The sequence below is a fragment of the Hoeflea sp. genome (genome assembly GCF_984452065.1).
In genome coordinates this window covers 1-26,206 of the sequence record NZ_CFHWAF010000062.1, presented here as the reverse complement: position 1 = coordinate 26,206, position 26,206 = coordinate 1, and the positions used below count along the sequence as shown (strand labels likewise).

General features: G+C 60.8%; 31 protein-coding genes. 21 read left to right on the top strand and 10 right to left on the bottom strand.

Translation table 11 applies throughout. The annotated features are described in order from the left end of the window. The first annotated feature begins 233 nt into the window (after positions 1 to 233). Both AC5E6N_RS13385 and AC5E6N_RS13380 read left to right on the top strand, forming a co-directional pair. A complete protein-coding gene (locus AC5E6N_RS13385; RefSeq protein WP_491748274.1) occupies positions 234 to 830 on the top strand; it encodes a superoxide dismutase in 597 nt (198 codons plus the stop codon). Between the two features lie 194 nt (positions 831 to 1,024). Continuing rightward, positions 1,025 to 1,936 (top strand): c-type cytochrome, encoded by a 912-nt coding sequence (locus tag AC5E6N_RS13380; RefSeq protein ID WP_491748273.1) that lies wholly within the window; start codon positions 1,025 to 1,027, stop codon positions 1,934 to 1,936. Between the two features lie 21 nt (positions 1,937 to 1,957). Here the strand turns inward: AC5E6N_RS13380 and AC5E6N_RS13375 are convergent, their stop codons facing one another. From AC5E6N_RS13375 to msrB, 3 genes are all read right to left on the bottom strand, one after another. Next, positions 1,958 to 2,758 carry a siderophore-interacting protein gene (locus tag AC5E6N_RS13375; protein WP_491748272.1) on the bottom strand — a complete coding sequence of 267 codons (801 nt, stop codon included), beginning with the start codon at positions 2,756 to 2,758 and terminating at the stop codon, positions 1,958 to 1,960. Between the two features lie 144 nt (positions 2,759 to 2,902). Beyond that, on the bottom strand, positions 2,903 to 4,996 hold the full coding sequence (locus AC5E6N_RS13370) for a S9 family peptidase (protein WP_491748271.1): 2,094 nt from the start codon (positions 4,994 to 4,996) through the stop codon (positions 2,903 to 2,905). Positions 4,997 to 5,160: 164 nt separating this feature from the next. After that, positions 5,161 to 5,580, bottom strand: coding sequence for a peptide-methionine (R)-S-oxide reductase MsrB (msrB, locus tag AC5E6N_RS13365; protein WP_491689343.1), 420 nt, complete (start codon positions 5,578 to 5,580; stop codon positions 5,161 to 5,163). A 192-nt stretch (positions 5,581 to 5,772) separates the two neighbouring features. Between msrB and AC5E6N_RS13360 the strand changes: the two genes are divergently transcribed. The 8 genes from AC5E6N_RS13360 to AC5E6N_RS13325 all read left to right on the top strand — a co-directional run bounded on the left by AC5E6N_RS13360 (position 5,773) and on the right by AC5E6N_RS13325 (position 12,332). Further along, positions 5,773 to 8,139 carry a putative monovalent cation/H+ antiporter subunit A gene (locus AC5E6N_RS13360; RefSeq protein ID WP_491748270.1) on the top strand — a complete coding sequence of 789 codons (2,367 nt, stop codon included), beginning with the start codon at positions 5,773 to 5,775 and terminating at the stop codon, positions 8,137 to 8,139. Position 8,140: 1 nt separating this feature from the next. Further along, positions 8,141 to 8,560, top strand: coding sequence for a Na+/H+ antiporter subunit B (locus tag AC5E6N_RS13355; RefSeq protein WP_491748269.1), 420 nt, complete (start codon positions 8,141 to 8,143; stop codon positions 8,558 to 8,560). Continuing rightward, positions 8,560 to 8,937, top strand: coding sequence for a Na+/H+ antiporter subunit C (locus AC5E6N_RS13350; RefSeq protein ID WP_491748268.1), 378 nt, complete (start codon positions 8,560 to 8,562; stop codon positions 8,935 to 8,937). The genes AC5E6N_RS13355 and AC5E6N_RS13350 overlap by 1 nt, the downstream gene beginning before the upstream one ends. An 11-nt stretch (positions 8,938 to 8,948) precedes the next feature. Then, a complete protein-coding gene (locus tag AC5E6N_RS13345; RefSeq protein ID WP_491748267.1) occupies positions 8,949 to 10,514 on the top strand; it encodes a Na+/H+ antiporter subunit D in 1,566 nt (521 codons plus the stop codon). Then, positions 10,511 to 10,984 (top strand): Na+/H+ antiporter subunit E, encoded by a 474-nt coding sequence (locus AC5E6N_RS13340; RefSeq protein WP_491748266.1) that lies wholly within the window; start codon positions 10,511 to 10,513, stop codon positions 10,982 to 10,984. The genes AC5E6N_RS13345 and AC5E6N_RS13340 overlap by 4 nt, the downstream gene beginning before the upstream one ends. Then, the gene (locus AC5E6N_RS13335) at positions 10,981 to 11,316 is read left to right on the top strand and encodes a cation:proton antiporter (RefSeq protein ID WP_491748265.1); all 336 of its coding nucleotides are present in this window, start codon (positions 10,981 to 10,983) and stop codon (positions 11,314 to 11,316) included. Before AC5E6N_RS13340 ends, AC5E6N_RS13335 begins: the two co-directional genes overlap by 4 nt. Then, complete coding sequence (gene mnhG / locus AC5E6N_RS13330; protein WP_491689350.1) at positions 11,309 to 11,665, top strand: monovalent cation/H(+) antiporter subunit G; 357 nt, start codon at positions 11,309 to 11,311, stop codon at positions 11,663 to 11,665. Before AC5E6N_RS13335 ends, mnhG begins: the two co-directional genes overlap by 8 nt. A 238-nt stretch (positions 11,666 to 11,903) precedes the next feature. After that, positions 11,904 to 12,332: a Ros/MucR family transcriptional regulator gene (locus tag AC5E6N_RS13325; RefSeq protein ID WP_491748264.1), complete on the top strand. Its 429-nt coding sequence runs from the start codon at positions 11,904 to 11,906 to the stop codon at positions 12,330 to 12,332. Positions 12,333 to 12,444: 112 nt separating this feature from the next. On the opposite strand, the gene AC5E6N_RS13320 is transcribed toward AC5E6N_RS13325, so the two are convergent. The 3 genes from AC5E6N_RS13320 to AC5E6N_RS13310 form a co-directional block, all read right to left on the bottom strand. Next, positions 12,445 to 12,831, bottom strand: a complete 387-nt coding sequence (locus tag AC5E6N_RS13320) for a DUF1761 domain-containing protein (RefSeq protein ID WP_491689352.1) — start codon at positions 12,829 to 12,831, stop codon at positions 12,445 to 12,447. Positions 12,832 to 12,926: 95 nt separating this feature from the next. Further along, positions 12,927 to 13,364 (bottom strand): SufE family protein, encoded by a 438-nt coding sequence (locus AC5E6N_RS13315; protein ID WP_491748263.1) that lies wholly within the window; start codon positions 13,362 to 13,364, stop codon positions 12,927 to 12,929. A 113-nt stretch (positions 13,365 to 13,477) separates the two neighbouring features. Continuing rightward, positions 13,478 to 13,774, bottom strand: coding sequence for a hypothetical protein (locus AC5E6N_RS13310; RefSeq protein WP_491748262.1), 297 nt, complete (start codon positions 13,772 to 13,774; stop codon positions 13,478 to 13,480). Between the two features lie 259 nt (positions 13,775 to 14,033). Between AC5E6N_RS13310 and AC5E6N_RS13305 the strand changes: the two genes are divergently transcribed. From AC5E6N_RS13305 to AC5E6N_RS13295, 3 genes are all read left to right on the top strand, one after another. Further along, positions 14,034 to 15,893, top strand: coding sequence for a sensor histidine kinase (locus AC5E6N_RS13305; RefSeq protein ID WP_491748261.1), 1,860 nt, complete (start codon positions 14,034 to 14,036; stop codon positions 15,891 to 15,893). Continuing rightward, positions 15,868 to 16,680 carry a peptidoglycan-binding domain-containing protein gene (locus AC5E6N_RS13300; RefSeq protein ID WP_491748260.1) on the top strand — a complete coding sequence of 271 codons (813 nt, stop codon included), beginning with the start codon at positions 15,868 to 15,870 and terminating at the stop codon, positions 16,678 to 16,680. The genes AC5E6N_RS13305 and AC5E6N_RS13300 overlap by 26 nt, the downstream gene beginning before the upstream one ends. Before the next feature lie 69 nt (positions 16,681 to 16,749). Further along, complete coding sequence (locus AC5E6N_RS13295) at positions 16,750 to 17,091, top strand: DUF1491 family protein (protein WP_491748275.1); 342 nt, start codon at positions 16,750 to 16,752, stop codon at positions 17,089 to 17,091. Here AC5E6N_RS13295 and AC5E6N_RS13290 read toward each other — a convergent pair. Further along, positions 17,078 to 18,112: a DUF2336 domain-containing protein gene (locus AC5E6N_RS13290; RefSeq protein WP_491748259.1), complete on the bottom strand. Its 1,035-nt coding sequence runs from the start codon at positions 18,110 to 18,112 to the stop codon at positions 17,078 to 17,080. The two genes, AC5E6N_RS13295 and AC5E6N_RS13290, sit on opposite strands and share 14 nt — an antisense overlap. A gap of 248 nt (positions 18,113 to 18,360) precedes the next feature. On the opposite strand from AC5E6N_RS13290, the gene AC5E6N_RS13285 reads away from it, so the two are divergent. Next, positions 18,361 to 18,534, top strand: a complete 174-nt coding sequence (locus AC5E6N_RS13285; RefSeq protein WP_491748258.1) for a hypothetical protein — start codon at positions 18,361 to 18,363, stop codon at positions 18,532 to 18,534. 25 nt (positions 18,535 to 18,559) lie between these two features. Here AC5E6N_RS13285 and AC5E6N_RS13280 read toward each other — a convergent pair whose 3' ends face one another. From AC5E6N_RS13280 to AC5E6N_RS13270, 3 genes are all read right to left on the bottom strand, one after another. Continuing rightward, positions 18,560 to 19,105 carry a DUF1254 domain-containing protein gene (locus AC5E6N_RS13280; RefSeq protein ID WP_491748257.1) on the bottom strand — a complete coding sequence of 182 codons (546 nt, stop codon included), beginning with the start codon at positions 19,103 to 19,105 and terminating at the stop codon, positions 18,560 to 18,562. After that, entirely contained in the window at positions 19,098 to 19,688 is a 591-nt protein-coding gene (locus AC5E6N_RS13275; protein WP_491748256.1) for a DUF1214 domain-containing protein, read from the bottom strand. The genes AC5E6N_RS13280 and AC5E6N_RS13275 overlap by 8 nt, the downstream gene beginning before the upstream one ends. 82 nt (positions 19,689 to 19,770) lie before the next feature. Continuing rightward, positions 19,771 to 21,792, bottom strand: coding sequence for a transglycosylase domain-containing protein (locus AC5E6N_RS13270; protein ID WP_491748255.1), 2,022 nt, complete (start codon positions 21,790 to 21,792; stop codon positions 19,771 to 19,773). Between AC5E6N_RS13270 and AC5E6N_RS13265 the strand changes: the two genes are divergently transcribed. The 7 genes from AC5E6N_RS13265 to ccmI form a co-directional block, all read left to right on the top strand. Next, positions 21,793 to 21,966 (top strand): hypothetical protein, encoded by a 174-nt coding sequence (locus AC5E6N_RS13265; RefSeq protein ID WP_491748254.1) that lies wholly within the window; start codon positions 21,793 to 21,795, stop codon positions 21,964 to 21,966. A gap of 152 nt (positions 21,967 to 22,118) precedes the next feature. Further along, a complete protein-coding gene (locus tag AC5E6N_RS13260; RefSeq protein WP_491748253.1) occupies positions 22,119 to 22,577 on the top strand; it encodes a YcgN family cysteine cluster protein in 459 nt (152 codons plus the stop codon). A gap of 218 nt (positions 22,578 to 22,795) precedes the next feature. Further along, positions 22,796 to 23,026, top strand: coding sequence for a hypothetical protein (locus AC5E6N_RS13255; RefSeq protein WP_491689366.1), 231 nt, complete (start codon positions 22,796 to 22,798; stop codon positions 23,024 to 23,026). Between the two features lie 34 nt (positions 23,027 to 23,060). Further along, complete coding sequence (locus AC5E6N_RS13250; RefSeq protein WP_491748252.1) at positions 23,061 to 23,732, top strand: response regulator transcription factor; 672 nt, start codon at positions 23,061 to 23,063, stop codon at positions 23,730 to 23,732. After that, positions 23,722 to 25,119, top strand: a complete 1,398-nt coding sequence (locus AC5E6N_RS13245; protein ID WP_491748251.1) for an ATP-binding protein — start codon at positions 23,722 to 23,724, stop codon at positions 25,117 to 25,119. Before AC5E6N_RS13250 ends, AC5E6N_RS13245 begins: the two co-directional genes overlap by 11 nt. A gap of 89 nt (positions 25,120 to 25,208) precedes the next feature. After that, positions 25,209 to 25,637 (top strand): RT0821/Lpp0805 family surface protein, encoded by a 429-nt coding sequence (locus AC5E6N_RS13240; protein ID WP_491689369.1) that lies wholly within the window; start codon positions 25,209 to 25,211, stop codon positions 25,635 to 25,637. Positions 25,638 to 25,729: 92 nt separating this feature from the next. Then, on the top strand, positions 25,730 to 26,206 hold a 477-nt coding region (ccmI, locus tag AC5E6N_RS13235; RefSeq protein WP_491748250.1), incomplete at its 3' end, for a c-type cytochrome biogenesis protein CcmI.

Genomic DNA, 26,206 nt, shown 5'->3' with positions numbered 1-26,206 from the left:
CGTTGGCTCGCGCTTGTGGTGGGATAACACCACGGCGCGCAACCCGCCTTGTCAGAGACCAAAATCGCTTCGGTCAAATGTTTCAAACTAAGCCAGACACGCTCTAGGATATAGCTGGGCCGCAGGGCCTGAAACCGGAGGACAGAGCAAATATTCGCCGCCGATGTCTTGCCGCAACCGCTGCACGAACTTATGTTCCAGCCCAGATCAAATTGCCTTTGAAGGAGAGCGACATGGCTTTTGAATTGCCGGATCTTCCCTATGACTACGACGCGCTTGCGCCCTTTATGTCGCGCGAGACACTGGAATATCACCACGACAAACACCACAAAGCCTATGTCGACAACGGCAACAAGCTGGCCGCGGAGGCCGGAATGGACGGCCTGTCGCTCGAAGATGTCGTGCGCCAGTCGTTCGGCAGCAATGCGGGGCTCTTCAACAATGCCGCCCAGCACTACAACCATGTGCATTTCTGGAAATGGATGAAGAAGGACGGCGGCGGAACGGCTCTGCCGGGCAAGCTGGCGTCGGCGGTCGAAAGCGACCTCGGCGGCTATGACAAGTTCCGTGCCGATTTCATCAATGCGGGCGTGACGCAGTTCGGTTCCGGCTGGGCCTGGCTGGCCGTCAAGGACGGCAAGCTTGAGATCATGAAAACACCGAACGGCGAGAACCCGCTGGTTCACGGCGGCACGCCGATCCTCGGCGTCGATGTATGGGAGCATTCCTACTATATCGATTACCGCAATGCCCGGCCGAAATACCTCGAGACGTTTGTCGACAGTCTGATCAACTGGGATTACGCGCTCGAACTCTACGAGGCCGCCTGATCCGCCTCGACCAGCATCGAGCCCCGGCACAGTGAACCCTCCAACTTTAAGGGGTCAGTTCATGGACCGGGGCTTTTTTTGGGGATAGGCCGACCGGCCCGCCGGTATTGTGTGCCAGGAAAGTCTTGACCAGACATACGATGCCGTCTGTAGTTGATGCCAAGGTGTCAACGGTGTGAGCGGAGGCATGGGTCATGAGACGGATAATCGGCGTTTTGCTTGTTCTGGCGGTGCTTGCGGCGGCCGTGCTCTGGGTCCTGTCCGCTCCCGGAAAACTTGGTGACGACGCGTTTGCCGGCCTCGGCGATCCCGATCTTGCCAATGGGGAGATGATTTTCTGGGCGGGGGGCTGCGCGTCCTGCCATGCCGCACCCGGGGCCATCGGCGACGACAAGCTCGTCCTTTCCGGCGGGCTGGCGCTCAACAGCGATTTCGGCACGTTTCACGCGCCCAATATCTCCCCGCACGAAACCGCCGGAATCGGCGGCTGGACATTTGCCGACTTCGCCAATGCGATGAAGCTCGGCCGCGCGCCGGACGGCGGGCACCTTTATCCGTCTTTTCCCTATACGTCCTACACAAGGATGGACATGTCCGATCTCAACGACATGTGGGGATACATGATGACCCTGCCGCGGAGCGACAATGTCGCGCCCGATCACGAACTCGGATTTCCCTTCAACATCCGCCGGGCCGTCGGCCTGTGGAACCTGCTTTACCTGAATGACGAACCGGTCGTCACTTTCGATGCGCCAGACGATGTGCTGGCGCGCGGTCAGTATCTGGTCGAGGGGCCGGGCCATTGCGGCGAGTGTCACACGCCGAGATCACTGATCGGCGGACTGAATCTCAGCGCCGCCTATTCGGGCGCCCAGAACCCGGACGGGGAGGGCATCATCCCCAACATTACGCCCGATGGCAGCGTCAAGGGCTGGAGCGCCGCCGATCTTGCCTATTATCTTGAAAGCGGGTTTACGCCCGAATTCGATTCCGTCGGCGGCTCGATGGTGTCGGTGCAGCAGAACATGGCACAGCTGCCGGCTGAAGACAGGCAGGCGATCGCCGCCTATCTGAAGGCGATCCCCGGCCATCCCAACGGTTACTGAAGGCTCATTGCAGCAAGCGGCTCAAGCCGCCTTTGCGCGTTTTTCGATCTGGTGCTGATCCTCAACCAGTCCGATCTTCCAGTAGGCGCTGATATACATGCCGCGACGCTCAAGGTTCCGGATCTCGGTCAGGTGCTTCTTCAGGCTGGTGACCGTATTCGATTCACCGGCAACAAAGACCCCGGGCGTTCCGTTCAGCCAGTCCAGCGCCTTCACATACTCCAGCTGCTGATCGCTGACTTCACTGGGGTTTTCATGAATAAGCCAGTGGCACATGATGCCGGGCGGCGCATCGATGGGCTGGATATCGTCGTCGCAGGTAATTTCGAGGATCGCGTGGCCGACAGCCGTTTGCGGGAGCGCCTCTATCGCGGCCGCCGCCGCCGGCAGGGCCGACATGTCGGCGCAGAACAGGAACCAGTCGCTGCCCTGATCCGGCGTCTTGATCGGGCCAGGCCCTGCAAGGCCGGCAAAATCACCCGGCTGGCTGTTTAAGGCCCAGTCGCGGGCCGGGCCGCCGCTTTCATGGACGACAAAATCGATATCCAGTTCATACGCCTGCGGGCGGTGATGGCGCACGGTGTAGGTGCGTGTGGTCATCTGCTTCGGATCCGACAGCAGACACTGGCGGAAGCCGGATCGGCATAGGCCGAGACCCGGCAGAAGCAGTTTCACATGTGCGCTCTCCTGGCCGCCCGGAAAATCGGCCAGTTCCGACCCGCCAAGAGTTACGCGGTGCATATTGGGCGTCAGCCGGCCGCTGCGCACCACATCCACGACACGGGTTTTTCGACTTCGTACTGGCTTGCTTTCCGCTGACATAACATCGCCCCCTCGAATGGCGTTTTCAGTTAGCTAAAACAGATAATGGTCACTGCGGCCTAATATGAGCATTCCACTCATAAAATAGGTCTTTTCACCGCCGATCCAATGGATCAGACCCTTTGCCGCAGTTCGAATCCTTTTCTAAATCTCCGCCGATTTTGTGACCTTGAGCGCAAATGCATACTCGAAGGCGACCTCCTCGAGCCGCTGGAAGCGCCCGGACGCGCCCGCATGGCCTGCTTCCATGTTGGTTTTCAGCAGAACCGGTGCCTCTCCGGTCTTTCGATCTCTCAGACGAGCGACCCATTTGGCGGGTTCCCAATAGGTCACGCGCGGGTCGGTCAGACCTGCGATCGCCAGTATCGGAGGATAGTCCTGAGCCTTGACATTGTCATAGGGTGAATAGGAGGCGATGTAATCGTAATCCTCGCGTGAGGCGATCGGATTGCCCCATTCCGGCCACTCCGGCGGCGTGAGTGGCAGCGTATCGTCCAGCATGGTCGTCAGCACATCCACAAACGGCACTGCGGCAATGATCGCGCCGAACCGGTCCGACGCCATATTGGCGACGGCTCCCATCAACATGCCGCCTGCCGAGCCGCCCTCCGCGACGATCCGGTCGAAGGACGTGAACTTTTGCTCCACCAGATGTTCCGCCGCTGCGATGAAATCCTTGAAGCTATTGATTTTATTGAGATGCTTCCCGTCTTCATACCAGGAGAAGCCCTTGTCCTTGCCGCCGCGTATATGGGCGATGGCATAGATGAAGCCGCGGTCCACCAGGGACAGACAGTTTGTGTTGAACGCGGAAGGGATTGTCGCTCCATAGGAGCCGTATGCGTAAAGCAGGCAGGGCGCGCTTCCGTCGAGCGGTGTGTCCTTGCGGTAGAGCATGCTGACCGGGACCGGCGTGCCGTCATGCGACGGGGCCATCACGCGGCGTGTGACATAGGCGTCGGGATCATGGCCGGAGGGCACTTCCTGCGTCTTCAGCAGTACCCGCTCGCGTGTGCGCATATTGTAGTCGAACTGCTGACTCGGTGTCGTCATGGACGAGTATGAGAAGCGGATCACCTCGGTGTCGTATTCGTAACTTCCCTGCAGGCCGAGCGAATAGGCCTCTTCGTCAAAGGCGATGGCATGCTCCTCCCGGCTGGTCCGGTCGCGGATGACAATGCGCGGCAGCCCGTCCTGGCGCTCCAGCCAGACCAGATGATCGGCAAAGACCATATGGTTGAGGATCAGCCGCCCCGGCACATGCGGCACCACGTCGCGCCAGTTTTCCCTTCCAGGCGCATCGGTCGGCGTTTCGACGATCTTGAAGTCTTTCGCCCCGTCCGCATTGGTCAGGATGAAGAAAACATCGCCGCCCTCATGCAGGTCGTATTCGACGCCGGTTTCGCGCGCGGCGACGAGCCTTGGGCTGGCCTGCGGATCGTCCGCCGGAAGGAGATGGTACTCCGACGTCTGGTGATCGTGGATATTGATGAAGATGAAATCATTGAGCTTGCTTCCGCCGACACCGACAAAAAAGCCCGGATCGTCTTCCTCATAGACGAGGCGGTCGCTCTGCTGCTCACTGCCGATTGCATGGCGAAAGACCTTTGACGGGCGGTGGTTATCGTCGAGAAGCGTGTAGAAGAACCCGTCCGCCTGAGCAGACCAGGCGCCGCCGCCGCCGGTGTTTTCGACCACATCCTCCAGATCCTGTCCGCTGTCCAGGTCACGCACCTGCAGCTTGAAATATTCCGAGCCCTTGTCGTCATATCCCCAGATCAGCCGGCGATGATCCGGCGAGTGATTGGCGGCCGAAAGCCTGAAATAGGAGCGGCTGCCGGCTTCGGCGTCTCCGTCGAGCAAAAGCTCTTCATCCCTCCCTCCGCGCGGAACGCGGAAAAACCGCGGATGTTCGCCGCCCGTTACGAAGGATGTGCCGTAGGCAAAGGGACCGTCAGGGGAGGGGACGGACGAATCGTCTTCCTTGATGCGTTCCCGCATCTCCGCGAACAGAGCCTTTTGCAGCGCATCGGTATCGGCCATGGCCGCCTGCTGATAGGCGTTCTCCGCCTCCAGATACGCTCTTATATCGGCATCGAGCACGGAGGGGTCCTGAAACACCTGCTGCCAGTTATCCGCTCTCAGCCAGGCATAGTCGTCGGAGCGGCTGACGCCGTGCCGCGTATCGGTCACCGGACGCTTCATCGCCGCCGGGGCGTCGGGCAGGTTTTCGAACATGGAGTTCCCTTTTATGTTTGTTTCCATTCGCAGATAAAGAGCCGGCGCCGCAGGTTCGAGGTGGCGATGAGCGTTAGATGAACCGCAGGCACGACCCGACCGGAACGGAAGACTATCAGGCAGGCTGGGTCTACGGCCGCTACATCCGTCCGCTGCAATAGAGGCTAGCTTTCATCGCCGGCGGGGTTGAAAGACAGTGCCGTTCCGTTCATGCAATAGCGCAAACCCGTCGGCCGCGGTCCGTCATTGAAGACGTGGCCGAGATGCGCGTCGCAGTCCGCGCAGCGGATTTCGGTGCGGGTCATGAAGAAGGACCGGTCCTTGTGTTCGGTCACGGCGTCGGCGTCGACGGGCGCGAAATAGCTGGGCCATCCCGTGCCGGAATCGAATTTGGTATCGGAGTGGAACAGCGGTTTGTCGCAGCACACACAGGCGTATATCCCGCTGTCCTTGCTGTCCCAATGGGGTCCGGTGAAAGCGCGTTCCGTACCGCCTTTGCGGGTGACATGATACTGCTCGGGCGACAGCTGAGCCCGCCATTCGGCGTCCGTTTTGACGATTTTCTTCTGCTTTACATCGCTCATTGCGGTTTCTCCTTCTGACCATTGTTTAGGGTCCGCGACGTCGCGGTTCAACAATTGCGGCCGGTGAAAGCGGTAAAACTGTGCTATAGCCCCGATTTGCTTGGATTTCGACGCTTCCCGTCTTGCCGTTGATGCGGTGCATCACTAAATTCGGGCCAACGTTTGCCAGGGAACTCCATCCGGGGAGGGAGTATGGACTCCGACATGCCCAGCACGACGCTTGTCGTCCTGCTGTTGCCGTTCGTTGCGGCGCTTATTGCACCAGCCCTGACACGGCGACTAGGACATAACGCGGCGTGGGTGCTGGCATTGGTGCCGGTATCGATTTTCTGGCATTTTGCGACGTTTCTGCCGGAGATATCGCGCGGCGAGGTCGTCACCGGGGGGTATCAGTGGATCCCGGCCTTCCGGGTCAATTTTTCCTGGTTCATTGACGGGCTTTCCCTGACGTTTGCGCTGCTGATCAGCGGCATCGGCGTGCTGATCATCCTCTATAGCGGCGGCTATCTGAAGGGACATGCCCATCTCGGGCGCTTCTTCTCCTTCATGCTGATGTTCATGGGCTCCATGCTGGGTCTGGTGGCGTCGGACAGCTTCCTGATGTTCTTCGTTTTCTGGGAACTGACCTCGATCACGTCGTTCCTGCTGATCGGTTTCGATCACAAACGCGAGGCATCGCGCCGCGCCGCCCTGCAGGCGCTGGTCGTGACCGGCGGCGGCGGTCTTTTCCTGTTGGCCGGCCTGTTGCTGATCTGGAACATCACCGGGATTTCCGAACTGTCCCTGCTGGTGCTTTCCGGCAGTCCCCTGGCCGACAGCCCGTTCTACATCGCCGTCTTTGTGCTGGTTCTGGGCGGCGCCTTTACCAAGTCGGCCCAGTTCCCGCTGCATTTCTGGCTGCCCAACGCCATGGAAGCGCCGACGCCCGTCTCGGCCTATCTGCACTCGGCCACCATGGTCAAAGCCGGCGTTTACCTGCTGATGCGGCTCAATCCGGTCCTCGGCGACACCGTTGCCTGGGAAACCGTTTTGCCCATATTCGGCGGCGCCACGCTGATCGTCGGCACGCTGCTTGCCGTCCGGCAGACGGATCTGAAGCTGATGCTCGCCTATACCACGGTCTCGTCGCTTGGCCTGCTGGTCATGCTGACCGGCTTCGGGACCGAAAAGGCGGTTGCGGCGGCGGTGCTTTATCTCGTTGCCCATTCGATGTTCAAGGGCGCGCTCTTCATGGTCGCCGGCACCATCGACCACGAGGCGGGAACACGCGATGTCACGAAGCTGGGCGGCCTCATGGCCGCCATGCCGATCACCTTCGCGGCCGCCCTTGCGTCGGCGGTCTCCATGGCCGGGCTTCCGCCGTTTTTCGGCTTTCTCGCCAAGGAGGAGATTTACTACGCCCTGTGGGGCGCCGAAGCATGGCCGCTGCTACTGACGCTGGTTGCCATTGTCGGCAACGGCCTGATGTTCGTCATCGGCTTTGCGGTTGCCCTCAAGCCGTTCCTTGGAGAAAAGAAGCAGGAGTTGTCCCATGCGCATGAGGGTCCAATTCTGCTGTGGCTCGGCCCCGCCGTGCTGGCGCTCGCCAGCCTGGTAACGGCGCTGTTTTCCGGCGCTTCGCACGCACTCATCTCCATACCGATGGCCTCGGCCGTGCAGGGCGAACCCGTATCGGTGGATATTTCGCTGATTCCACATATCGGCATGCCGCTGCTGTTGTCCGTTGTAACGGTGGCGTTCGGCATCGTCGCCTATATGAATGTCGCCCGCCTGCGTGACGCCATGGCACGCCTGCTGGCGGCGATCGGGTGGGGGCCGGACAAGGGCTTTGATCAGTTTATCCGTGGCGCGGTCCTGCTGTCCTTCGCCATGATTAAAGTGGCGCAGCCGGGTCGCATGGAAATCTACATGAAGGCTGCCTTCATTCTGCTGATCCTGGCCATTCTCGTTCCCATGACCGTATTCGGTGAGTTTCCCGCGTGGCCCGCATGGCCCGACGATCTGCGTTTCCATGAACTTGCCATCATGGCGATCGCAGCCGTCGGACTGATCGCCGTTCTCTACGCGAACAACCGTTTGACCGCCATCGTGTCGCTCGGTATTCAGGGATTCGCCGTTGCGCTGCTGTTCATGCTGTTTGGCGCGCCGGATCTGTCATTCACGCAGTTCATGGTCGAGACGCTGTCGGTGGTCATTCTGGCCCTTGCCATGACGCGGCTCAAGCTGACGCCGGCCGATCACCGGCCAGTCGCGCGGCGTTATCTCGACATGACCATCGCCTGCCTCGGCGCCGGCGCATTCATGCTGCTGCTCCTGAAGGTCACGCAACAGCCGTTCGATCTGACCCTTTCGGAATTCTTCACCGCCTACTCACTGTCGATCGCCCACGGTGCCAACATCGTCAACGTGATCCTGGTCGACTTCCGCGGCACCGACACCTGGGGTGAAATCGGGGTGGTCATGATCGCCGGTCTCGCCATCCTCTCGCTGATCCGCATCAACAGGCGCCGTGCCGCCTATATTGCTGCAAACGACCCCCATGAAGAGGAGCGCGGATAGGATGCGTACGCTGATATTCCGAACGGTTGCGCCCTATCTGAGCAGCCTCATGGTCCTGTTTTCGGTCTTTGTGCTTCTGCGCGGACACAACGAACCGGGCGGTGGCTTTATCGGCGGACTGATCGCCGCATCGGCCTTTGCCATCTACGGCGTGGCCTGCGGGGTATCGCCGGTGCGGCGCGCGCTGCGCTTCCATCCCATGGGTATCTGCGCTGCCGGCCTGTTGATGGCGTCCATCGCCGGGCTGCTGTCGATCTTCGCCGCAGTTCCGTTCATGACGGGCCTTTGGCTCTATGTTCCGGTGTTCGGACGTGAGCTGGCCCTGTCGACCGTCCTGCTCTTCGATATCGGCGTCTATCTCGTCGTTGTCGGGTCGATCACATCGATCGCGTTGGCGCTCGAGGAAAGGACGGAAGACTGATGGAAGGCCCGATGATTTTGCTGGTGGGCGTTTTCTTTGCCGTCGCCATCTATCTGTTTTTGTCCAAGCACATTATCCGCATACTGCTTGGCGCCGCCATTTTGAGCAACGCGGTCAATCTGCTGATTTTCACATCCGGACGGCTGACGCGCGAAGTGCCGCCTATTCTCGGATCAAACGCCGCCGCGGAAGGCGTCCTGACGGCCAACCCGTTGCCGCAGGCGCTTATCCTGACCGCGATTGTCATCGCCTTCTCCTTCTTTGCCTTCCTCCTGGTGCTTGCCTATCGGGCCTATCAGGAACTGGAGACCGATGACACCGACGAGATGCGCGCCGCGGAGCCGAAGGAACAGAACGTTCCGCCACTGGGATACTGAACGGAATAAGAATGGCATCGTCACAAAAGACACCCGTCGATATTTCAGCGGCAATGGTCGTGGAACCGGTCGCGCTTGCCGACTGGCTGGTCATTGCGCCGCTGGTGCTGTGCATGAGTCTGGGCTCGCTGCTGCTGATGGTGCGAAAAGACACGCGCTTGCAGCCTTACATCGCCATTCCAAGCCTCGTCGCCCTTGTTGCAATCAATGCCGCGCTGCTGGCGCATGTGATCCTGAGCGGACCGGTAACGATGACCATGGGCCGCTGGCTGCCGCCATTCGGAATCTCCTTTACCGTCGACATCCTCGGGGCGGTTTTGAACCTGACAGCGGCGATCGCGGCGCTTGCCGGCGGCATCTATGGCGCCGGGGACGTCAACAAAAGCGGCAGGCGCTACGGCTTCTACCCGTTCCTGCTTTTGATGATGGCCGGTGTCAGCGGCGCGTTCCTCACCGGCGATGTCTTCAACCTCTATGTCTGGTTCGAGGTCTTGCTGATCGCATCGTTCGGGCTTCTGGTCCTGGGGTCGGAAAGGAAGCAGATCGACGGCGCGACCAAATACGCCTTCCTCAACCTGGTTGCAACGACGCTTTTCCTGATCGCGACCGGATATCTCTACGGCATATTCGGAACGCTGAACATGGCGGATATCGCCCTCAAGGCCCCGGAACTGCGGGACAAGGCGCCTCTGATAACCCTGTTGAGCCTCTTCCTGCTTGCCTTCGGGATGAAGGCAGCGGCCTTTCCCGCCCATTTCTGGCTGCCGGCGTCCTATCACACGCCGCGGGTGGTGGTGTCCGCTCTCTTTGCCGGGCTGCTGACAAAGGTCGGCGTCTATGCGCTGATGCGTGTGGCGCTTGTGCTGTTTCCGGCCGAACGGGATGCGCTCGGCTGGGTGATCGCCGTCATCGCCGCCGCCACGATGATTTTCGGCGCGATGGGCGCGCTTGCGCAGACCGATTTCCGCCGGCTGCTGGGCTACCTCGTCATCTCCGGCATCGGCATCATGTTCGCCGGCATCGCGCTTGCAAGTCCGGGCGGGGTCACCGGCACGATCTTCTACGCGGTGCACTCGATGATTGTCATGACGGCGCTTTATCTCGTTTCCGGGCTGGCTGCGCGCGCGGCGGGCGGCTTTTCGATCGCCACATCGAGCGGCATCTACAGTTCCCATCTTTTCCTGGCGGCGCTGACGCTCGTTCTGTTCTTTGCCGTTTCCGGCCTGCCGCCATTTTCCGGTTTCTGGCCGAAGGTGATCCTCGTCAAGGCGTCGCTTGACGTGGGTGCCTGGTGGCTGGCCGGCGCGATCCTTCTGAGCGGCTTTTTGACGACGATCGCCGTGGGCCGGGTGTGGGTGCTCTCCTATTGGCGGCCCGCAAAGACGCAAGGGGAGGCGGCGCCGGTGCATTTGAACCCGATGATCGATTACGCACCGGTTGTCGGATTGACGGTCCTGGTTGTGCTTCTGGGCGTTTTCCCGCAGCAGATGCTCGAACTCTCACAGACCGGATCGGAACAGGTGCTGAATCCGATCGATTATATCAGGTCGGTTTTTCCGCAGGAGGCACAGCAATGAAACTGTTTCTGATCAATGCCCTTCTGGCCGTCATCTGGGTCATGGTCACCGGTTTTTACGGCGGCCTGAACCTGGTGTTCGGCTTTTTGCTTGGTGCCTTTGTCCTTTATCTCATCCGCGAACAAGTGGGTTCGGTGGGATATTTTTCCCGTGCCGGCAGGATATTGAGACTGCTGCTTCTGTTTCTCTACGAACTTGTCATGTCGGCGATCCGTGTCGCGATAACCGTGCTGACGCCCAGAATGAACGTCAGGCCGGGCATCTTTGCCTACAGGCTTAAGGTTGACCGGGATTTCGAGATAACGCTGCTTGCCAACATGATCACGCTGACCCCGGGGACACTCTCCGTCGATGTATCCGACGATCAGAAATACCTCTACATCCATGCGATCGACTGTTCTGATCCGGACGCAACGCGAAGGGAAATAGCCGACGGCTTCGAGCGCAGGATTTTGGAGGCGTTCAGATGACCTTCGCGGACAATGTTATGGACGCAGCGGTGATCATATCGCTGATCCTGCTGTGCCTGTCGCTTGCCCTCTCGGTGTACCGCGTCATACGCGGCCCGACGCTGCCTGACCGGATCCTGGCGCTCGACATGCTGGTGGCGACGGCGATCGGCTTCATCGCCGTCATCGGCATCCAGACCGGTTACACGCTCTATGTCGACATCGCCATCGCGCTCGGATTGGTCGGTTTCCTGGCCACGGTTGCGTTTGCGCGGTTCGTACTGGCCCGTGGCCGTGTCCAGAGCGAGAACGAGCCGCAGGTCAATTCCGGCGGGGAGATGATCGGTGAGTAGCGTTCTTGCCCTGATCGTTGCGGCGCTGATGGTCATCGGATCCGCTTTCACCCTGGTGGCGGCGCTCGGCCTTCTGCGCTTCCCGGATGTCTATACACGTATGCACGCCGCGTCCAAGGCCGGAACCGTCGGATCCGGCGTGGTGCTCATTGCGCTCGGAATAGTATCAGGCGACACCGGAACCCTCACCAGAGCGCTGGCGGGCGTCGGCTTTCTTCTGCTGACGGCTCCGATCTCCGCGCATCTTCTCGCCAAGGCATCGTACGCCGTCGGATACCGGCTCAGCGATCAGTCGGTCGTCGACGAGATGCCGAAGACAGTCGATACACATGCAAATACGGATGAGTGACAGGTCTTCGGACAGTAGGTCTCAACGGATACTTAATAGAGTTTGAGAACTCTGCTCGCGCTTCAGGTAACGCGCGAATGAGTTAAAACACATTTTTGGGTTCAAAATGTAATTGTTTGATGATATCCCGGATTGGGCGATTCTAAAACAGGCAATACAAATTTGCTAACAAACTGAAATTTCCGAAAAAGATGGGTTTTTGGTAGCATGTAGTTTTCATAATATTTGAGGCGCGAAAATGAATGAAGCAATCGACAACACACGCGATGACTTGCTTGCTGAACTGACTGCCGAAGTGGTTGCGGCCTATGTCAGCAACAACGTGGTCCAGACGAGCGATTTACCAGGGCTGATCGCTAATGTGCACTCTGCGCTCGGGTCAACGACGTCGGCCGATGCGGCACCGGCGGAAAAGCCGAAACCGGCGGTTCCGATCCGCAAATCCGTTCAGGAAGAGTATATCATCTGTCTTGAGGACGGCATGAAATTCAAGTCGCTGAAGAGGCATCTGATGACCTATCACGGCCTGACACCGGAAGAGTACCGCGAAAAATGGGGTCTGCCTGCCGACTACCCGATGGTGGCCCCGGCCTATGCCAGGGCACGCTCGCGGTTGGCCAAGGAAATGGGACTGGGTCAGAAGCGCAAGAAAGACTTAAACAGGTGAACCGCGTCTGTCGCCGGAGGTAATGCCGGTATTGATGACCGGCGGCAAAATTCCTCGTGAAGAACAGTCACGTAAAACGGGCGCTGAATTGGCAGCGCCCGCTTTTTTTGATCTACAACAGCCCCTGAATGACAATCATTATCACGACGCTGACGATCAGATAGCCGAGATCCGTCATCCGGGCATATGAACTGTTTTTCCGGAACATGCCGCCGGAAAAGGCAAGCAGTGCAAAGGCGATGGTGCCCAGGATGACCGTGAGCAGCGTTCCTGCGGCGGCCGTCACACCGACAAACCAACTCAAGAGGAACAATCCGACGATCTGGCTGACCATTGCTCCGACAGGCATCTCGCTCGCCGTTCCCATTTCGACCCCGACGCCTTCAGCCCATTTCGGCCCGAACAATATTGGCGAATACCAGAGCCAGCCGGCAACGAACGCCACGACTGCTCCCAGCACGACCGCGAGCCAGTTCACTCCGCTTGCGATTTCTCCCATGGTAGCTGAACCCCCGATTGGTTGATGGAATTGTCGCCCGATACTCTAATTAACATAATTGTTAATTTATGTGCAATCCGCGACCGCAAACGGGCTCAGGAAACCCCGGACCGCTCCATCGCCTTTTGCGCCTCGGCTTTGATGCGGGCGACCATGGAACGCAGCCCGTTTGCACGCTGGGGGGTGAGGTGTTCGATAAGGCCGAGTTTCGAAAACAGGGCGCTCTCATCAAACGACACGATCCTGGAGGCTCTGCGCCCCGAGCACGCGGCCAGCATGATGGCGACGAGACCCCTTACGATATGGGCGTCGGAATCACCGGTGAAATGCAGGACAGGGTCCGCCGGTTCGTTCCCGCCAGTTGTGTGGGTGAGCCAGACCTGGCTGACGCAGCCCTGCACCTTGTTGGCATCCGTCTTGTCGGCCTCCGGCATGTGATCGAGCGTGCGCCCCAACTCGATGACATATCTGTACCGGTCTTCCCAATCGTCCAGATAGGCGAAGTCGTCGATGATCTGTTCAATCGTTGTCATTGTTGTTTTCATTCGTTGGTCGAGCCGCCGGGCCGCAAAAGTGCGGACCTTTGCAGGATATAGGCAAGTTGACCTGACAAAGCACGCAAAAAGAACGCCGCGCCGTCAAACCGCTATTTCCGGTCGGTCATCGAGGCGTCGGCTTCGCTGCGAATGAACTGCGCAATCGCATCGCCGTGGGCTGTCGCATCGTCGTGCAGGCGCATGATCTCCCGCGGACCCGCCTTGCATGTTTCCGGATGCCTGGCGCAGAAGGCGCGAACGGCTTTTCCGACGGCCTGAGCATCGTCCGGCGACAGGGTGTTTGCGATCGCTTTCGGTGGCGTCGGCCGATCGGACGGCGGCTCGTTTGCCGGCAGAAACAACACGACGAACCCGAACCAGAAAAGAGCCTTGAGGATAAAACGCATGAAATGTCCTTCGGTCTTGCCGGCTGGCCGATGTTCACCGTGAGAAACGGTTCCTGCATCTGAACCCATATTGATGAAAAATGCGTTTCGTCCGCGGGTTACGCGGCGTTAACCAAGAACAGCAAAGTCCGCGCCGTAACTGCTGCAGAGACCTCAAAACCGGCGATCCGCCGTGAAAACGCCGCCGCTTTATCCATTCCTTAAGCTGGATTTGCCAATCTGCGGCCAGCCAGAACAACAATTGTGTATTGAGTGCAAAGTGGCAATCAGGGTGAAGCATTACTTTTCATCGGAAATGGAAGCGTCCGGCGAGGGGGTTGTAGCCAACTGGGTCAACCGCGACGTCGTGGACGAACACGAGCGCCGGATCCAGTCACGGCTGATCGGTCTTCTGGTCGTGGCGGGGGCTGTTCTCGCATCCGTATTCCCCTTCACGCTCGTTCCGGCATTCGGCGCGCGCGAGCTTGCCGCCCCGCTGCTGATCCTTGCCGCGACATCGCTCGCGCTTGCCGGCATCGTCGTTCACACCGGCCGCCGTCGTGCCGTCGAGATACTGGCTCTGCTGGCCGGCTCGTCGGTTCTTGCGGCAGCGGTCGCCGCGAGCGGAGGACTGGGATCGACCCTTATGCCGCTGGCCCTGCTGGTGCCGGCCGAGGCCTATCGCATTCGTCAGGATCGGGCCTCGATCCATGCCGGATTTTCGGCGCTGGCGCTGATGGCGGTATCGGTCGCTCTGTCACAGGCGATCTACCCCGGCCTTGTTTCCCAACACGCGTTCGGAACCGGTATCGCTTCTATCTGTGTGATCGCGGCAATCAGCATCTACGGTCTGCTTTTTGCCATCGGTCTGCGACGCAGCGGCTCCGGACAGCAAGCGGACGCCGCCCCGGAGCCGGCGGCGCGCGATGATGTTATCAGTCGTCTGCCCGGCCTTGTTTCCTTTCACGATGACCGTGCGGATGTCGTCGCTCTTGCGGGCGCCAGTAAGAAGGCCATGCTTGAGCGTGTCGGCGACCTGTCCGGCCGCGGCTTTGTCGAACATATGCATGTATCCGATCGGATAAGCTTCCTGCAGGCCGTTGACGATCTGCGGACCGGTTGTTCCATGCGCACGGTCCGTGTGCGGTTGCGCAGAAACACCAATGACCAGGAACAGGAACAGTTTCTGCATCTGTCCATGCACATGATCGCCGACCGCCGCGAAGGGGTCTACACGGGTTTTGTCGCGCAGGCGATGGACATCGGGGGCGATCTGGAAATGCGCCGCGCATTTGCCCGCAAGGTTGAGGAAGCCGAAACCGCCAATGAGGCGAAGACCCGGTTCCTTGCGGCGGTCAGCCACGAATTGAGGACGCCGTTGAACGCCATCCTCGGCTTCTCCGATTTCCTGTCCGGCGAATATCTGGGCGATTCGCTCAATCCCCAGCAGCGCGAATATGTCGAACTTATCCGCGATTCCGGACAGCATCTCCTGGACGTCATCAACTCCATGCTCGATCTCAGCAAGATCGAGGCGGGCCGCTACGAACTCAATCTCGAAACGTTCAACGTCAAGGAAGCCGTGGACACCTGCGAGGCCATGCTCGCCCGCCAGGCGGACGGCAAAGGTGTTGTTCTGACCGCCCGCGTTGCAAAGGGGCAAGGACAGATAACTGCCTGTCGCCGCGCCCTTCAGCAGATCCTGATCAATCTGATGGCCAACGCCATCAAGTTCACCGAGGAGGGTGGCATCGTCACCGTCGACGTCGCCGAAAAGGACGGTCACATGGACATCGACGTGTCCGACACCGGTATCGGCATCAGCGATGCCGACCTTGAGCGGATCGGCTCGCCCTTCGTTCAGGTGGAGAGCGAACTGGCCCGGCAATATGAAGGCACCGGCCTCGGCCTGAGCCTGGTGAAGGGGCTTGTTGCTTTGCACGGCGGCGAGTTCAGGATAAAGAGCGTCGTCGGTGTTGGAACGACGGTCACGGTCAGCTTGCCGGTGTCCGGCCCCGGAAAGCATGTGGGCAACAATAAAACGGCTGGCCTGGGTGCCGTGGAATTTCCGCCACGTCTGACGGCCGATAACAAGAGTGAATTGGAGATAATGCATGATGACAAGGCGAAAACGGCCTGACCGGAAATCCGGCCGCTTTCCGGTCGTCACCGGCCTTTTTCGTTCCGCCGGAGACATGATCGCCCGGCATCCCTCGATTGCCGGAGGGGTGGCGGCATTCGCCGTGACATTCGCCTTTGTTTCCGTCAATGCGCTGGTCTATCAGCCCGCTAAACATCCCGCACCGCTCTATACAACCCGCACCATCGTTCATGCCCAGCGGCTGGTTCCGGCCGGGGACGTGCCTGTCCCTTCCAGCCGGGTAACGACATTCCGGATCGAACACCGTGACCCGCAAAGCACGGCAAGCATCCCGAAAAGGAGCAGGCAGTCGCCCGATACCACGGTCGAGGGCCTGCAGCAGGTTATGCAAAGCGGCGGGCTCTATGAGGGCATCGTCGACGGCGTGTTGGGGCCGAAGACCGAGACCGCCATTCGCAGCTACCAGAAGAAGGCGGGCCTGGAGCCCACCGGCAACGCCACCGACACGCTGCTCGTTCACATGCTGATATCGAAGCTCGAAACCGTTGCGGTGCCGAAGCCCAGGCCAACGGGCGCACAGGCAACCACCGTACCGCCTCCGCAGGACCCGGTAAAGGCCGAATGGCCGGCCTCTGTCACGGATCTGGTCATGGAAATCCAGAAGGGCCTGAGCAACATCGCCTATTCCGATGTGAAGGTCGACGGCGTCATCGGCAAACAGACAAGCGCGGCAATCGCCGATTTCCAGCGGCATTACCGCCTGCCGGTGACCGGCGAGCCTGACGAGCTCGTGCTTAAGAAGCTGCATGAGATCGGCGCGCTGTAGTTTGCCGGGATCGGGCAGGGCGCCTGCGAGAACCGCGGCCGTCACCGTCAGGGACAGCATTGAACGATGATGCGACTGACCTCCGATCTATGGGTAAAGGCGCTTTTGAGACAGGTCTTCAGCAATGGAGAGTTCGCTGTCGTCGAGCGCAATGGCTCGCCAGAAGCCGGCGCGATTTTTGTGCGCGTCAGAAATCGCGGCGGGCTGCAGTCGCTGTTCGGTCCGGCGCCGCAGAGCATATTTGATACAGCCAAGCCCGCGGATCGAACGTTCGAAATTCGTCTTGAAAACGCGCCCGGCGCGGAAGTCGACGCCATTCTCGCGCGGGAGGGGGATTTCGATCCGGATGTCTGGGTGGTCGAGTTGGAAACCGAGAGCCCTGAGGACTACCTGACGCTCATGCCTGTTTGAGGATCCGGGTTCCGGCGTCCGCGCGACCGCTTCTGTGGAGCCGCTCCGTTTCGCGCGGGCGCCGTGTCGACGCCTCCGTCTGCGGCTGATAGCCGAAACCGCTGCCGGATGAGACGTCATTGGCGCGTGCCCAGGCGCGCACGCGTTCGTCGCTTTCCTCGCGGTTCACGGACGCTAGAAGAAGCTCCGCATGTTGCACGCCGCCCGATGTTCTTTGAAGCAGCGGGAACAGGCCGATCAGCGTGCGTACGATCTCCGCTTCCTGCATGTGGACCGCGTAGAGCGCCATGGTCAACTGGCGGCCGGACACGTCGAGCATGATCCGCTCCGCAAGCGAAACATCCGCCGACAGGCAGCGGGCAAGCAGCCTGTTGAACTGCAATGGCCTGCCGGCCTCGGCCGCCTCGACCAGTCTCGCGTTGTCCGCACGGCCGACCTCGTGCCGGGCAGGGCACGGTTCCTGTTTGGTCGCGCCGCGCCGCAGTGCCATGTCCTTGAGGCGGGTGCGAAGCTGTTCCTCGTTGTGGCATTTCTTCGCTTCGGTCTCTTCGAGGCGGGCGATGCCGTTCGGCGTGTCGTTTGCCGCCCTTTGCCGCAAAGCCTGCGCAACTGTCTCGTTGTCCAGTTCGGCAAGTGCGTCGTGAACGGCCGGCGACAGTTTTTCGCGGCGGGCGATGGCCCTTGCATGGTCGTCGCCGTGGCGCGCAATGGTCTGCAACAGCACCTGATCGCCGAGGCAGGGGCTGAGCGCGAGGAACGGCGCCGAGATGTGGATGGGCTGATCGGCAATCATGAGAACGATGTCTTGCGGAAGATGCTTCAGCCTGGAAAGGGAGGCCGCCGCGGTTCTGCGCGTATCGTCCCTGGTGAGTTCGAAAAGGCCCGAAAACAGATTTGAGAATTGTCGCATATCCTGCGACGTCGGATGTTTAAGAGCCTCGAAGCCGGCAATCGCCGCCAGCAAGGCTGCGTCCTTCCGACCGGTACGTTCGGCTCTTTCAAGGTCGCGGAAACGATCCAACCTACTTCACCCGCACTACGCAAAACTCCATGTCGTCTCAAAGTAGAACGAAATCTTTAGCAAACTGTTAACTATCGGGAGGGTCTAATCCGTTCATCGCATTCGGGTTGTTGCCGGCACGGAAGAGGCAGGTCCCGCGAGCTTTGCAAGGCGCATGTACCAGTATGGAGTTGTGTTCGATGCTTTTGACAGGAAAAGGGAACGCTTAGCCGCGCAGCTTGCCGTTCCCGAAGGGAACGATGATACCCATGGCAGATATCATACAGCTGAACTCGAGACTTGCGCCGCGCCGACCCCGTCGGCCGCGCAATCATGTTCGCCGCGAAAGCGCGATCGTCCTGATGTTCACGGGCGTGCGCTATGAGCCGAAACGCGGCGTGAAGGACGCGCCTGCCAGGCAATCGCGGAGCCGCAAGGCCTGAGCGCGTCGGCAGACCGCGAACACGATCAGAGAGTATCGGCGGGCTGACACGACGCGCTGCCGAGGAACTCGCGCACAATCAGTTCCCAGCTCGCATCCGGCTGGACGGTGCGAAGGACCAGGTAGCCCGTGGTCCCGGGAAACTCGATCAGCACGGACTCCATCAGCGATTCCGGCAGGCTTTTTCGAAAACCGATCATCTGCAATGGCGTGACGATCGCGACATCCAGTTTCCTGTCGGTCGCCGTCCGGTCGTTCATGCTGTAGATTTCATTGGCGCCCGGATCGAAGATGGACAGCGACCAATAATAGGCAAGGCCGGATGCCGTGACGCGGACCGGCTGCTTGTCGATATCGAACCGGCACACGGCCGTGCGGATGAACGGGTTGGCCGAAACCAGCCCGCCGGGCTTGTTCTGCGGCAATATGTGAAAGAACTCCGTCGGCCCGAGCGCATTGATCTTGGTCCACGTGTCGCGGTCGGCATAGGCCGGTATCGCCAGGATGATGATGATATGAAGAAGCGCCGCACCGGCGATGCCGGACAGAACGATGTAAAGGATCCTACCCATCGCGGCACTCCCCGGCGATGATTTGCGGCATCTGCAGTTCGATCAGCCGCGAACTGCCCGCGGTCGGCGTATCGAACAGCGTGAGCACCAGTTTGAACGCCTGATCATCGCCGGCAAGAGCCAGCCAGTTGCCGGGCCGTGGCAGGGCGCTCACCGCGATATCGAACCAGCCGTCCTGGTTTTTGAGGACATTCTGCGAGTGATGGGCGGCCGGAAAGACCCGATCGACCGGGAGCAGACCGTCCTCGCCGTCCGTGACGTGAAGGGTCCAGAACCGCGCCGGCGGCGTTTGCCCCTCGACCGTGTAGTCGCAATGTGTCCGCAGCCGCCCGCCGGCGCTGTCGGTGCCGGCCAGAAACACCAGGCCTTCCGCGTCGCCAAGCAGCAGCCGGCCGGCGCGGGCGCGGTGGGCCTTGGCGTAGGGGTCCGCCTGTTCCGTCTGCGCCAGCGGCCATGCCTTCCAGGGGCCGATGGCGATCGATCCGAATCCGACCGTCGCCTTCAGCGCATAGGCCGCGCTCAGCATCGCTCCTCCGAAGGCTATGACAAATATGGCAGCAATGGTCGCGGGGACGCGGAACAAGGAATCGTTACCTCAGCGCATGGTCGTACCGGCTGCCAGACATAGCAGTTGGAAACGGCTTTCGCCAAACCGGATTTGAAATCTATTCAAGCGCCGCGGGACGGTCGGCCGGTTTGAATGCAACGGATCGTTCCGGCTTGAGCGTGACCGGCGGCGCGTCCGCGAAGGCATCGGCCAGTTCCCGCAGCAACCGCGTCGCATCGCGTGAAAGCACACGCGGGCGCAAGATGGGCTCGCCCCCTTCACCGACAAGCTCGCTGGCGGCAACAAGACGGGTTTCCGCATCCTCTTCCGCGTCCGGATCGTCGATCCCGGGGATCGGTCTCAACTCCACGCCCTGATGGGCAAAAGTCATCAACTGCTTGAAGGTCATCGCCGGCAATGAGCCGCCGGTCATGCGCGCCGACGAGGTATAATCGTCATTTCCGAACCAGACCGCCGCCGTGTAATTGCCGGTAAAGCCGACGAACCAGCCGTCGCGATAGGCCTGCGTCGTACCGGTCTTGCCGCCGGTCTTGATGCCGTCCAGTTTGGCGCGGCGGCCCGTACCCCATTCCGGTATCTGCGTGAGGATCGTGTTCATCGAGCGGACGGTTTCCTCGTCGAGAAGCCGCTCGCGTTCCGGCGCGTCGCGCCGGTGGTCGTAAAGCACCTTGCCGGAATAGTTCATGATCTGCGTGATGCCGTGGCGCTGCGGCGCGAACCCGCCGGCCGGGAAGACGGAATAGGCGGTGGCCATATCCATCACCGTGACCTCGGAGGTGCCGAGCGGCATGGTCTTGTCCGTGCGCACCGGCGATTCCACGCCGAGCCGTCGCGCCATCTCCGCGATCTTCTCGGTGCCGAGATGGTCGCGGGCAAGGCGAACGGGAATCGTGTTGATCGATTTGACCAGCGCCCGGGTAAGGTCGATGCGTCCGGCATAGCCGCGCGTATAGTTGCGCGGCGACCAGCCGCGCCAGGTTATCGGCGCATCGCGGATGCCCGTTTCCGGCGTGAAGCCGTTTTCCATGGCCGTTGTGTAGACATAGACCTTGAACGACGAGCCCGGCTGGCGCAGCGCCCGGGTCGCCCGGTTGAACTGGCTTTCGCCGTAGTCGCGGCCGCCGACCATGGCGCGCACGGCGCCGCCGTTTTCGATCAGGACGACCGCGCCCTGCTGCACCCGGTAGCGCTCGCCATATTGCCTGAGGCCGGTTTCAATGGCTTCTTCCGCGGCCCGCTGCAGCCCGTTGTCGATGGTCGTGCGCACGATCAGCGAGTGCTCCGGATAGCCGGCGGCGATGCGCCGGACCTCTTCGAAGGCCCAATCGAGGAAATAGTCGGGCGTTTCCTTGTCGCCCCGGTCGACGACATCGGCCGGCTTGCGCCGCGCCCCGATGACCTGTCCCTCGGTCATGAGCTGGCCCTGGACCAGATTGGTCAGAACCTCGTTGGCGCGTCCGCGCGCCGCCGGCAGGTTGATGTGCGGCGCGAAACGGGCAGGGGCCTTGAACAGCCCGGCAAGCATCGCCGATTCGGCCAGGGTCACGTCGGTGATGTCCTTGCCGAAATAGAATTGCGAGGCCGCCGCGATCCCGAACGTGCCGCCGCCCATATAGGCGCGGTCGAGATAGAGCCGCAGGATTTCGTTCTTTGTCAGGTTGGCTTCCAGCCACAGCGCCAGAAACGCCTCCTTGATCTTGCGCTGGATCGTGCGCTCATTGGTCAAGAACAGGTTCTTGGCGAGCTGCTGGGTGATCGTCGAGCCGCCCTGGACGACCGAATTGGCGCGCACATTCTCGGTCATGGCACGCACGAGGCCGAAAAGGTCAATGCCGAAATGCTCGAAGAAACGCCGGTCTTCCGTCGCCAGAACCGATTTGACGAGATGGTCCGGCAGTTCGTCGATGGGCACCGAATCCTCGTGAATGATGCCCCGGTGACCGATCTCATTGCCGTAGCGGTCGAGAAACGTGACTGCGAAATCGTCCTGTTCGCGCCAGTTTCCGTAGGTTTCCTCGAATGCCGGAAGGGCAAGGGCAAGCAGAAGCACCGCGCCGGCCGTGCCCAGCGTCATGGATTCGCCCATCACCTCGAAGAAGGCGCGCTTGTAACCTTTCACATGAAAGCGTCGGAAGAAAATATTGATTTCTTCCCACTTTTCCCCAAGGCCGGATCCTGCCGACCAGAGGGAGGAATCAATCCAGGAATCGAGACGAAGGAAAAGATGCCGTCGTTTTTTGGGTCGCTGATCCTGGCTGAATGGGTCCTGCAACGTCGTTTTCCCGTCTATTGACTGGCTGCTCCGGGGCGTTCACAACGCCTCGGCTCAAAAAGGTTCTGTCCTGGCCGCGCACCCTCCCGCCATATGCCATACTAGAGCATGACGGCGAACCGTGCAGCAAAAACCGTATGATATCGTTACCGCGCGCCGCAATTGGAGTTCACATGGCTGACAGCCCGTTCTGGAAGACCACCCGGCTCGAAGATATGAGCGAGAATGAGTGGGAAAGCCTGTGCGACGGCTGTGGGCGCTGCTGTCTCAACAAGCTGGAGGACTGGGACACCGGCGAGATCGCCTGGACCGATGTTGCCTGCCGTCTGCTCGATTCCGACACCTGCCGCTGTACGGACTACGCCAACCGGCATGATGAAGTGCCTGAGTGCATCAGCCTGACCCCGCAATCCGTGCGCAGCCTCACCTGGCTGCCGCCCACCTGCGGCTACCGCCTGATCGCCGAGGGCAGGGATCTTTACTGGTGGCACCCGCTGGTCTCGGGCGATCCCGAAACCGTGCACCAGGCCGGCATATCCGTGCGCGGCCGGACAATCCCGGAGGCCGGTATGGAGCCCGAAGACTTCGAGGCCCGCATCGTCGAATGGCCCTTCGAGCCGGTGGACGGGTGACCTTTGCTTTGACCCCCCACTTTCCTGAACGGTTCATTCATCTTTAGTTCAGCAAGGCCCGTGTAGACATTAACGACAACATCAATCTGTCGGCGTGTCCCATGGACGAAACTGCCGGCGCGCATATATGTTGATCGGGTTTTTTCCGATCATTTGGAAGGGGTAGCGGCCTCATAAGCCGCGTGAAGGCAATGATGAGCGGATGCTGGAAAATACTGATGCCCGTGCTGGTGGCCGTATCGTTTATGGCGCTGGATCTCGGCGAAGCGTCGGCGCAGAATGCCGATTGCTCGGCTGCCGTTCAGCGTGTGCTGCAGCAGACGAACGGCGAATTGCTGTCCGTGCAGGTTGCGAACAACGGCGGCCAGCCGGTATGTAAGATAACGGTGCTCGCCAGCGATTCGAGCGGCAAGCGGCGGCGCAAGATGACCGTCAACGCGCGACCCTGACGCCGGCGGTTGCAAACGGACGGGGCACAAGGCGATGCGAATACTGGTTGTCGAGGATGACAAGGATCTGAACCGCCAGCTCTGCGAGGCCCTCGAGGAGGCCGGCTATGTGGTCGACAAGGCTTTTGACGGCTCGGAAGGCCATTTTCTCGGAGATACCGAACCTTACGACACCGTGATCCTCGATATCGGATTGCCGGAAATGGACGGCATCACCGTGCTTGAGGAATGGCGTGCCGCCGGCCGCGCCATGCCGGTGCTGATCCTGACGGCGCGCGACCGCTGGAGCGACAAGGTCGCCGGCATCGATGCCGGCGCGGACGATTACGTCGCCAAGCCTTTTCACGTCGAGGAGGTGCTGGCGCGCGTCAGGGCGCTGATCCGCCGCGCCGCGGGGCATTCCTCGTCCGAGATTGTGTGCGGGCCGGTGCGGCTCGATACGCGCGGCGCCAAGGCGACGGTCGACGGCGCGACGCTCAAGCTCACCTCGCATGAATTCCGGCTTCTGTCCTATCTGCTGCATCATCAGGGGGAGGTGGTGTCCCGCACCGAGCTCGTCGAGCATATGTACGACCAGGATTTCGACCGCGATTCCAACACGATCGAGGTCTTTGTCGGCCGGCTGCGCAAGAAGCTCGGCGTCGACATGATCGAAACCATCCGCGGCCTGGGATACCGGATTCAGGCTCCGGGCGATGGAAGCTGATATCCGCAAACCGCGTTCGCTCGCGGCGCGGGTTCTGACCGTTGCGACCGTCTGGGCGGTCATCGCGCTCTTCGTCATCGGCATTCTGATCCTGACGCTTTACCGCAACGGCGCCGAGCGCGGCTTCCGCGATCTGCTGCGCGCCCAGCTTTATAACGTCATCAACTCGGTTTCACTCGATGCCGCCGGCGGTCTGGAAGGCGCGCCGCAACTGGGCGATCTGCGCTTCAGTCAGCCCGGCAGCGGCTGGTACTGGATTGTCGACATTGTCGGGGACGGGCCGCCGGGCCGGATTGACTCCGTCTCCCTGGGCGACCGCACGGTTGCGGTCGAGAGCACCGACGCCGTGCCGTTCAATGAACGCTTCGAGCGGGTCTACCCGTCCGAGGATAGCACCGGCGAGCGGCTCCTCGTGGCCGAAACGGAAGTGCTGCTCGGGGACAATGGCGAGATCGCGCGCTTTCGCGTCACCGGCAGCATGGACGATCTCAACGCCGATGTCGGCGCGTTCTCACGCCAGCTTGTCCTCTTCCTGGTGGTCTTCGGTGTCGGCAGCCTGCTGGTCAACGCCATCGCGATCCTGTTCGGGCTTCGCCCGCTCGACCGCATCCGGCGCTCGCTCGAGGAGATCAGGGCCGGCAAGACCGAGGCGCTGGAGGGCAATTTTCCGCGCGAGATCGCACCGCTGACGGGCGAGGTCAACGCATTGATCGACAACAACCGGCGAATCATCGAACGGGCGCGTATGCAGGTGGGCAATCTCGCCCATTCGCTCAAGACGCCGATCGCCGTTCTGCTCAATGAAAGCCGCGCCATGGCGCCGGAACAGGCGCGTCTCGTCAGCGAGCAGGCAACGGCCATGCAGAACCAGGTCCAGCACTATCTCGACCGTGCCCGCATCGCCGCCCAGCAGAACTCGGTCCTTGTGCGCACCGATACGGCCAGGGTTCTGCCGCGGCTGCTGCGCGTCATGGAACGCCTCAATCCCGATACGCTCTTTGAACTTGTGGTCCCCGGCGATGTGCCCATGCTCGCAATGGAGCAGCATGACGTTGAGGAAATCATGGGTAACCTTTTGGAAAATGCCGGAAAATGGGCATCGAAGAAGGTCAGGGTGGCGGTGCGGGAGGAACCCGTGGAACCGGCTGCCGAGGCAAAACCCATGCTGTCAATCAGTGTCGAGGATGACGGGCCGGGCATGCCCGATGATCAGCTCTCCGAAGCGATGAAACGCGGCCGCCGCCTTGACGAAAGCAAGCCGGGAACCGGGCTCGGTCTCTCCATCATCAAGGAACTCTCCGAGGAATACCGCGGCTCCGTCTCGCTCGGCCGCAGCGATCTTGGCGGATTGAAGGCCACAGTTCTGCTGCCGGTTGCGGTTCGTTAATCTTTGGATCACATGATGACCGACAAAACGCTGCCACATTGCCGTCCTATCAGCGGATGCGGGCGGGGCCGAAGGGAGAAGGCGGGACCATGAGAGCCGGATATCTTACAGTGCTGACAGCGATATCGCTGGCCGTTGCGGGATGCGCGTCGACCGGCGGGCAGTCCGGCGTCCTGAATTCCTTCGTTCCGCAGTCCTCCGGTCAATCTTCCGTGATCGAGGCGCTCAACGGCGGCATCATCGATCCGGCCGTTTCGGCCCAGTTGACGGCTGACGACCGCCGGAAGGCGCTGGAGGCCGAATATCGGGCTCTGGAGGCCGCTCCGAGCGGACAGATCGTCGCATGGAAGGGCACGCGGAAAGGGGTTTCGGGCGAAGTCTACGCCGCCCAGCCCTATGAGGTCGGATCCCAGAATTGCAGGCAATATGTGCATAAAATCACTCGCGACGGGCAGACGACGACGACCCGCGGAACCGCCTGCCGGAGCGAGGACGGCAACTGGACTCCGCTTGTCTAAAATCCGTATTTACAATAATTAAAAAGTGACAATCCGTCGCCGGAATCGGCGACCGTTTGGGCGTTTTAATCTGGGTCTACAACTAAGTCATCATGATATTCTGGGTCCTGGCCGCCGTGTTGACCGTGGCCGCAACCATCAGCCTGCTTCTTCCGCTCGCGCGCCTTGAAAGGCGGCGCGACGACCGTGAGCATGACGCCGAGGTCTACCGCGATCAGTTGCTGGAAATCGATCGGGATCTCGAGGCCGGCCTGATCGAAGCTACGGAGGCCGATTATGCCCGCGCCGAGGTCGGGCGCAGACTGCTCAAGGCGTCGAAGGAAAGCGAGGGGCACGCGGCGGCGCGCTCTCCCATGACGTCGGCGGCCCGCTATGTCATCATCATATTCCTGCCGCTGATGGCCGTCACCGGATACCTTGTGACCGGCAAGCCGGGCATGCCTGCGCAGCCGCTTGCCCAGCGGGTTGCGCCGGCCGACGCGGACCGCGAGGACATCGAGGTCCTCGTTGCCCGTGCCGAGGCTCACCTTGCCAACCAACCGGATGACGGACGTGGCTGGGATGTGCTG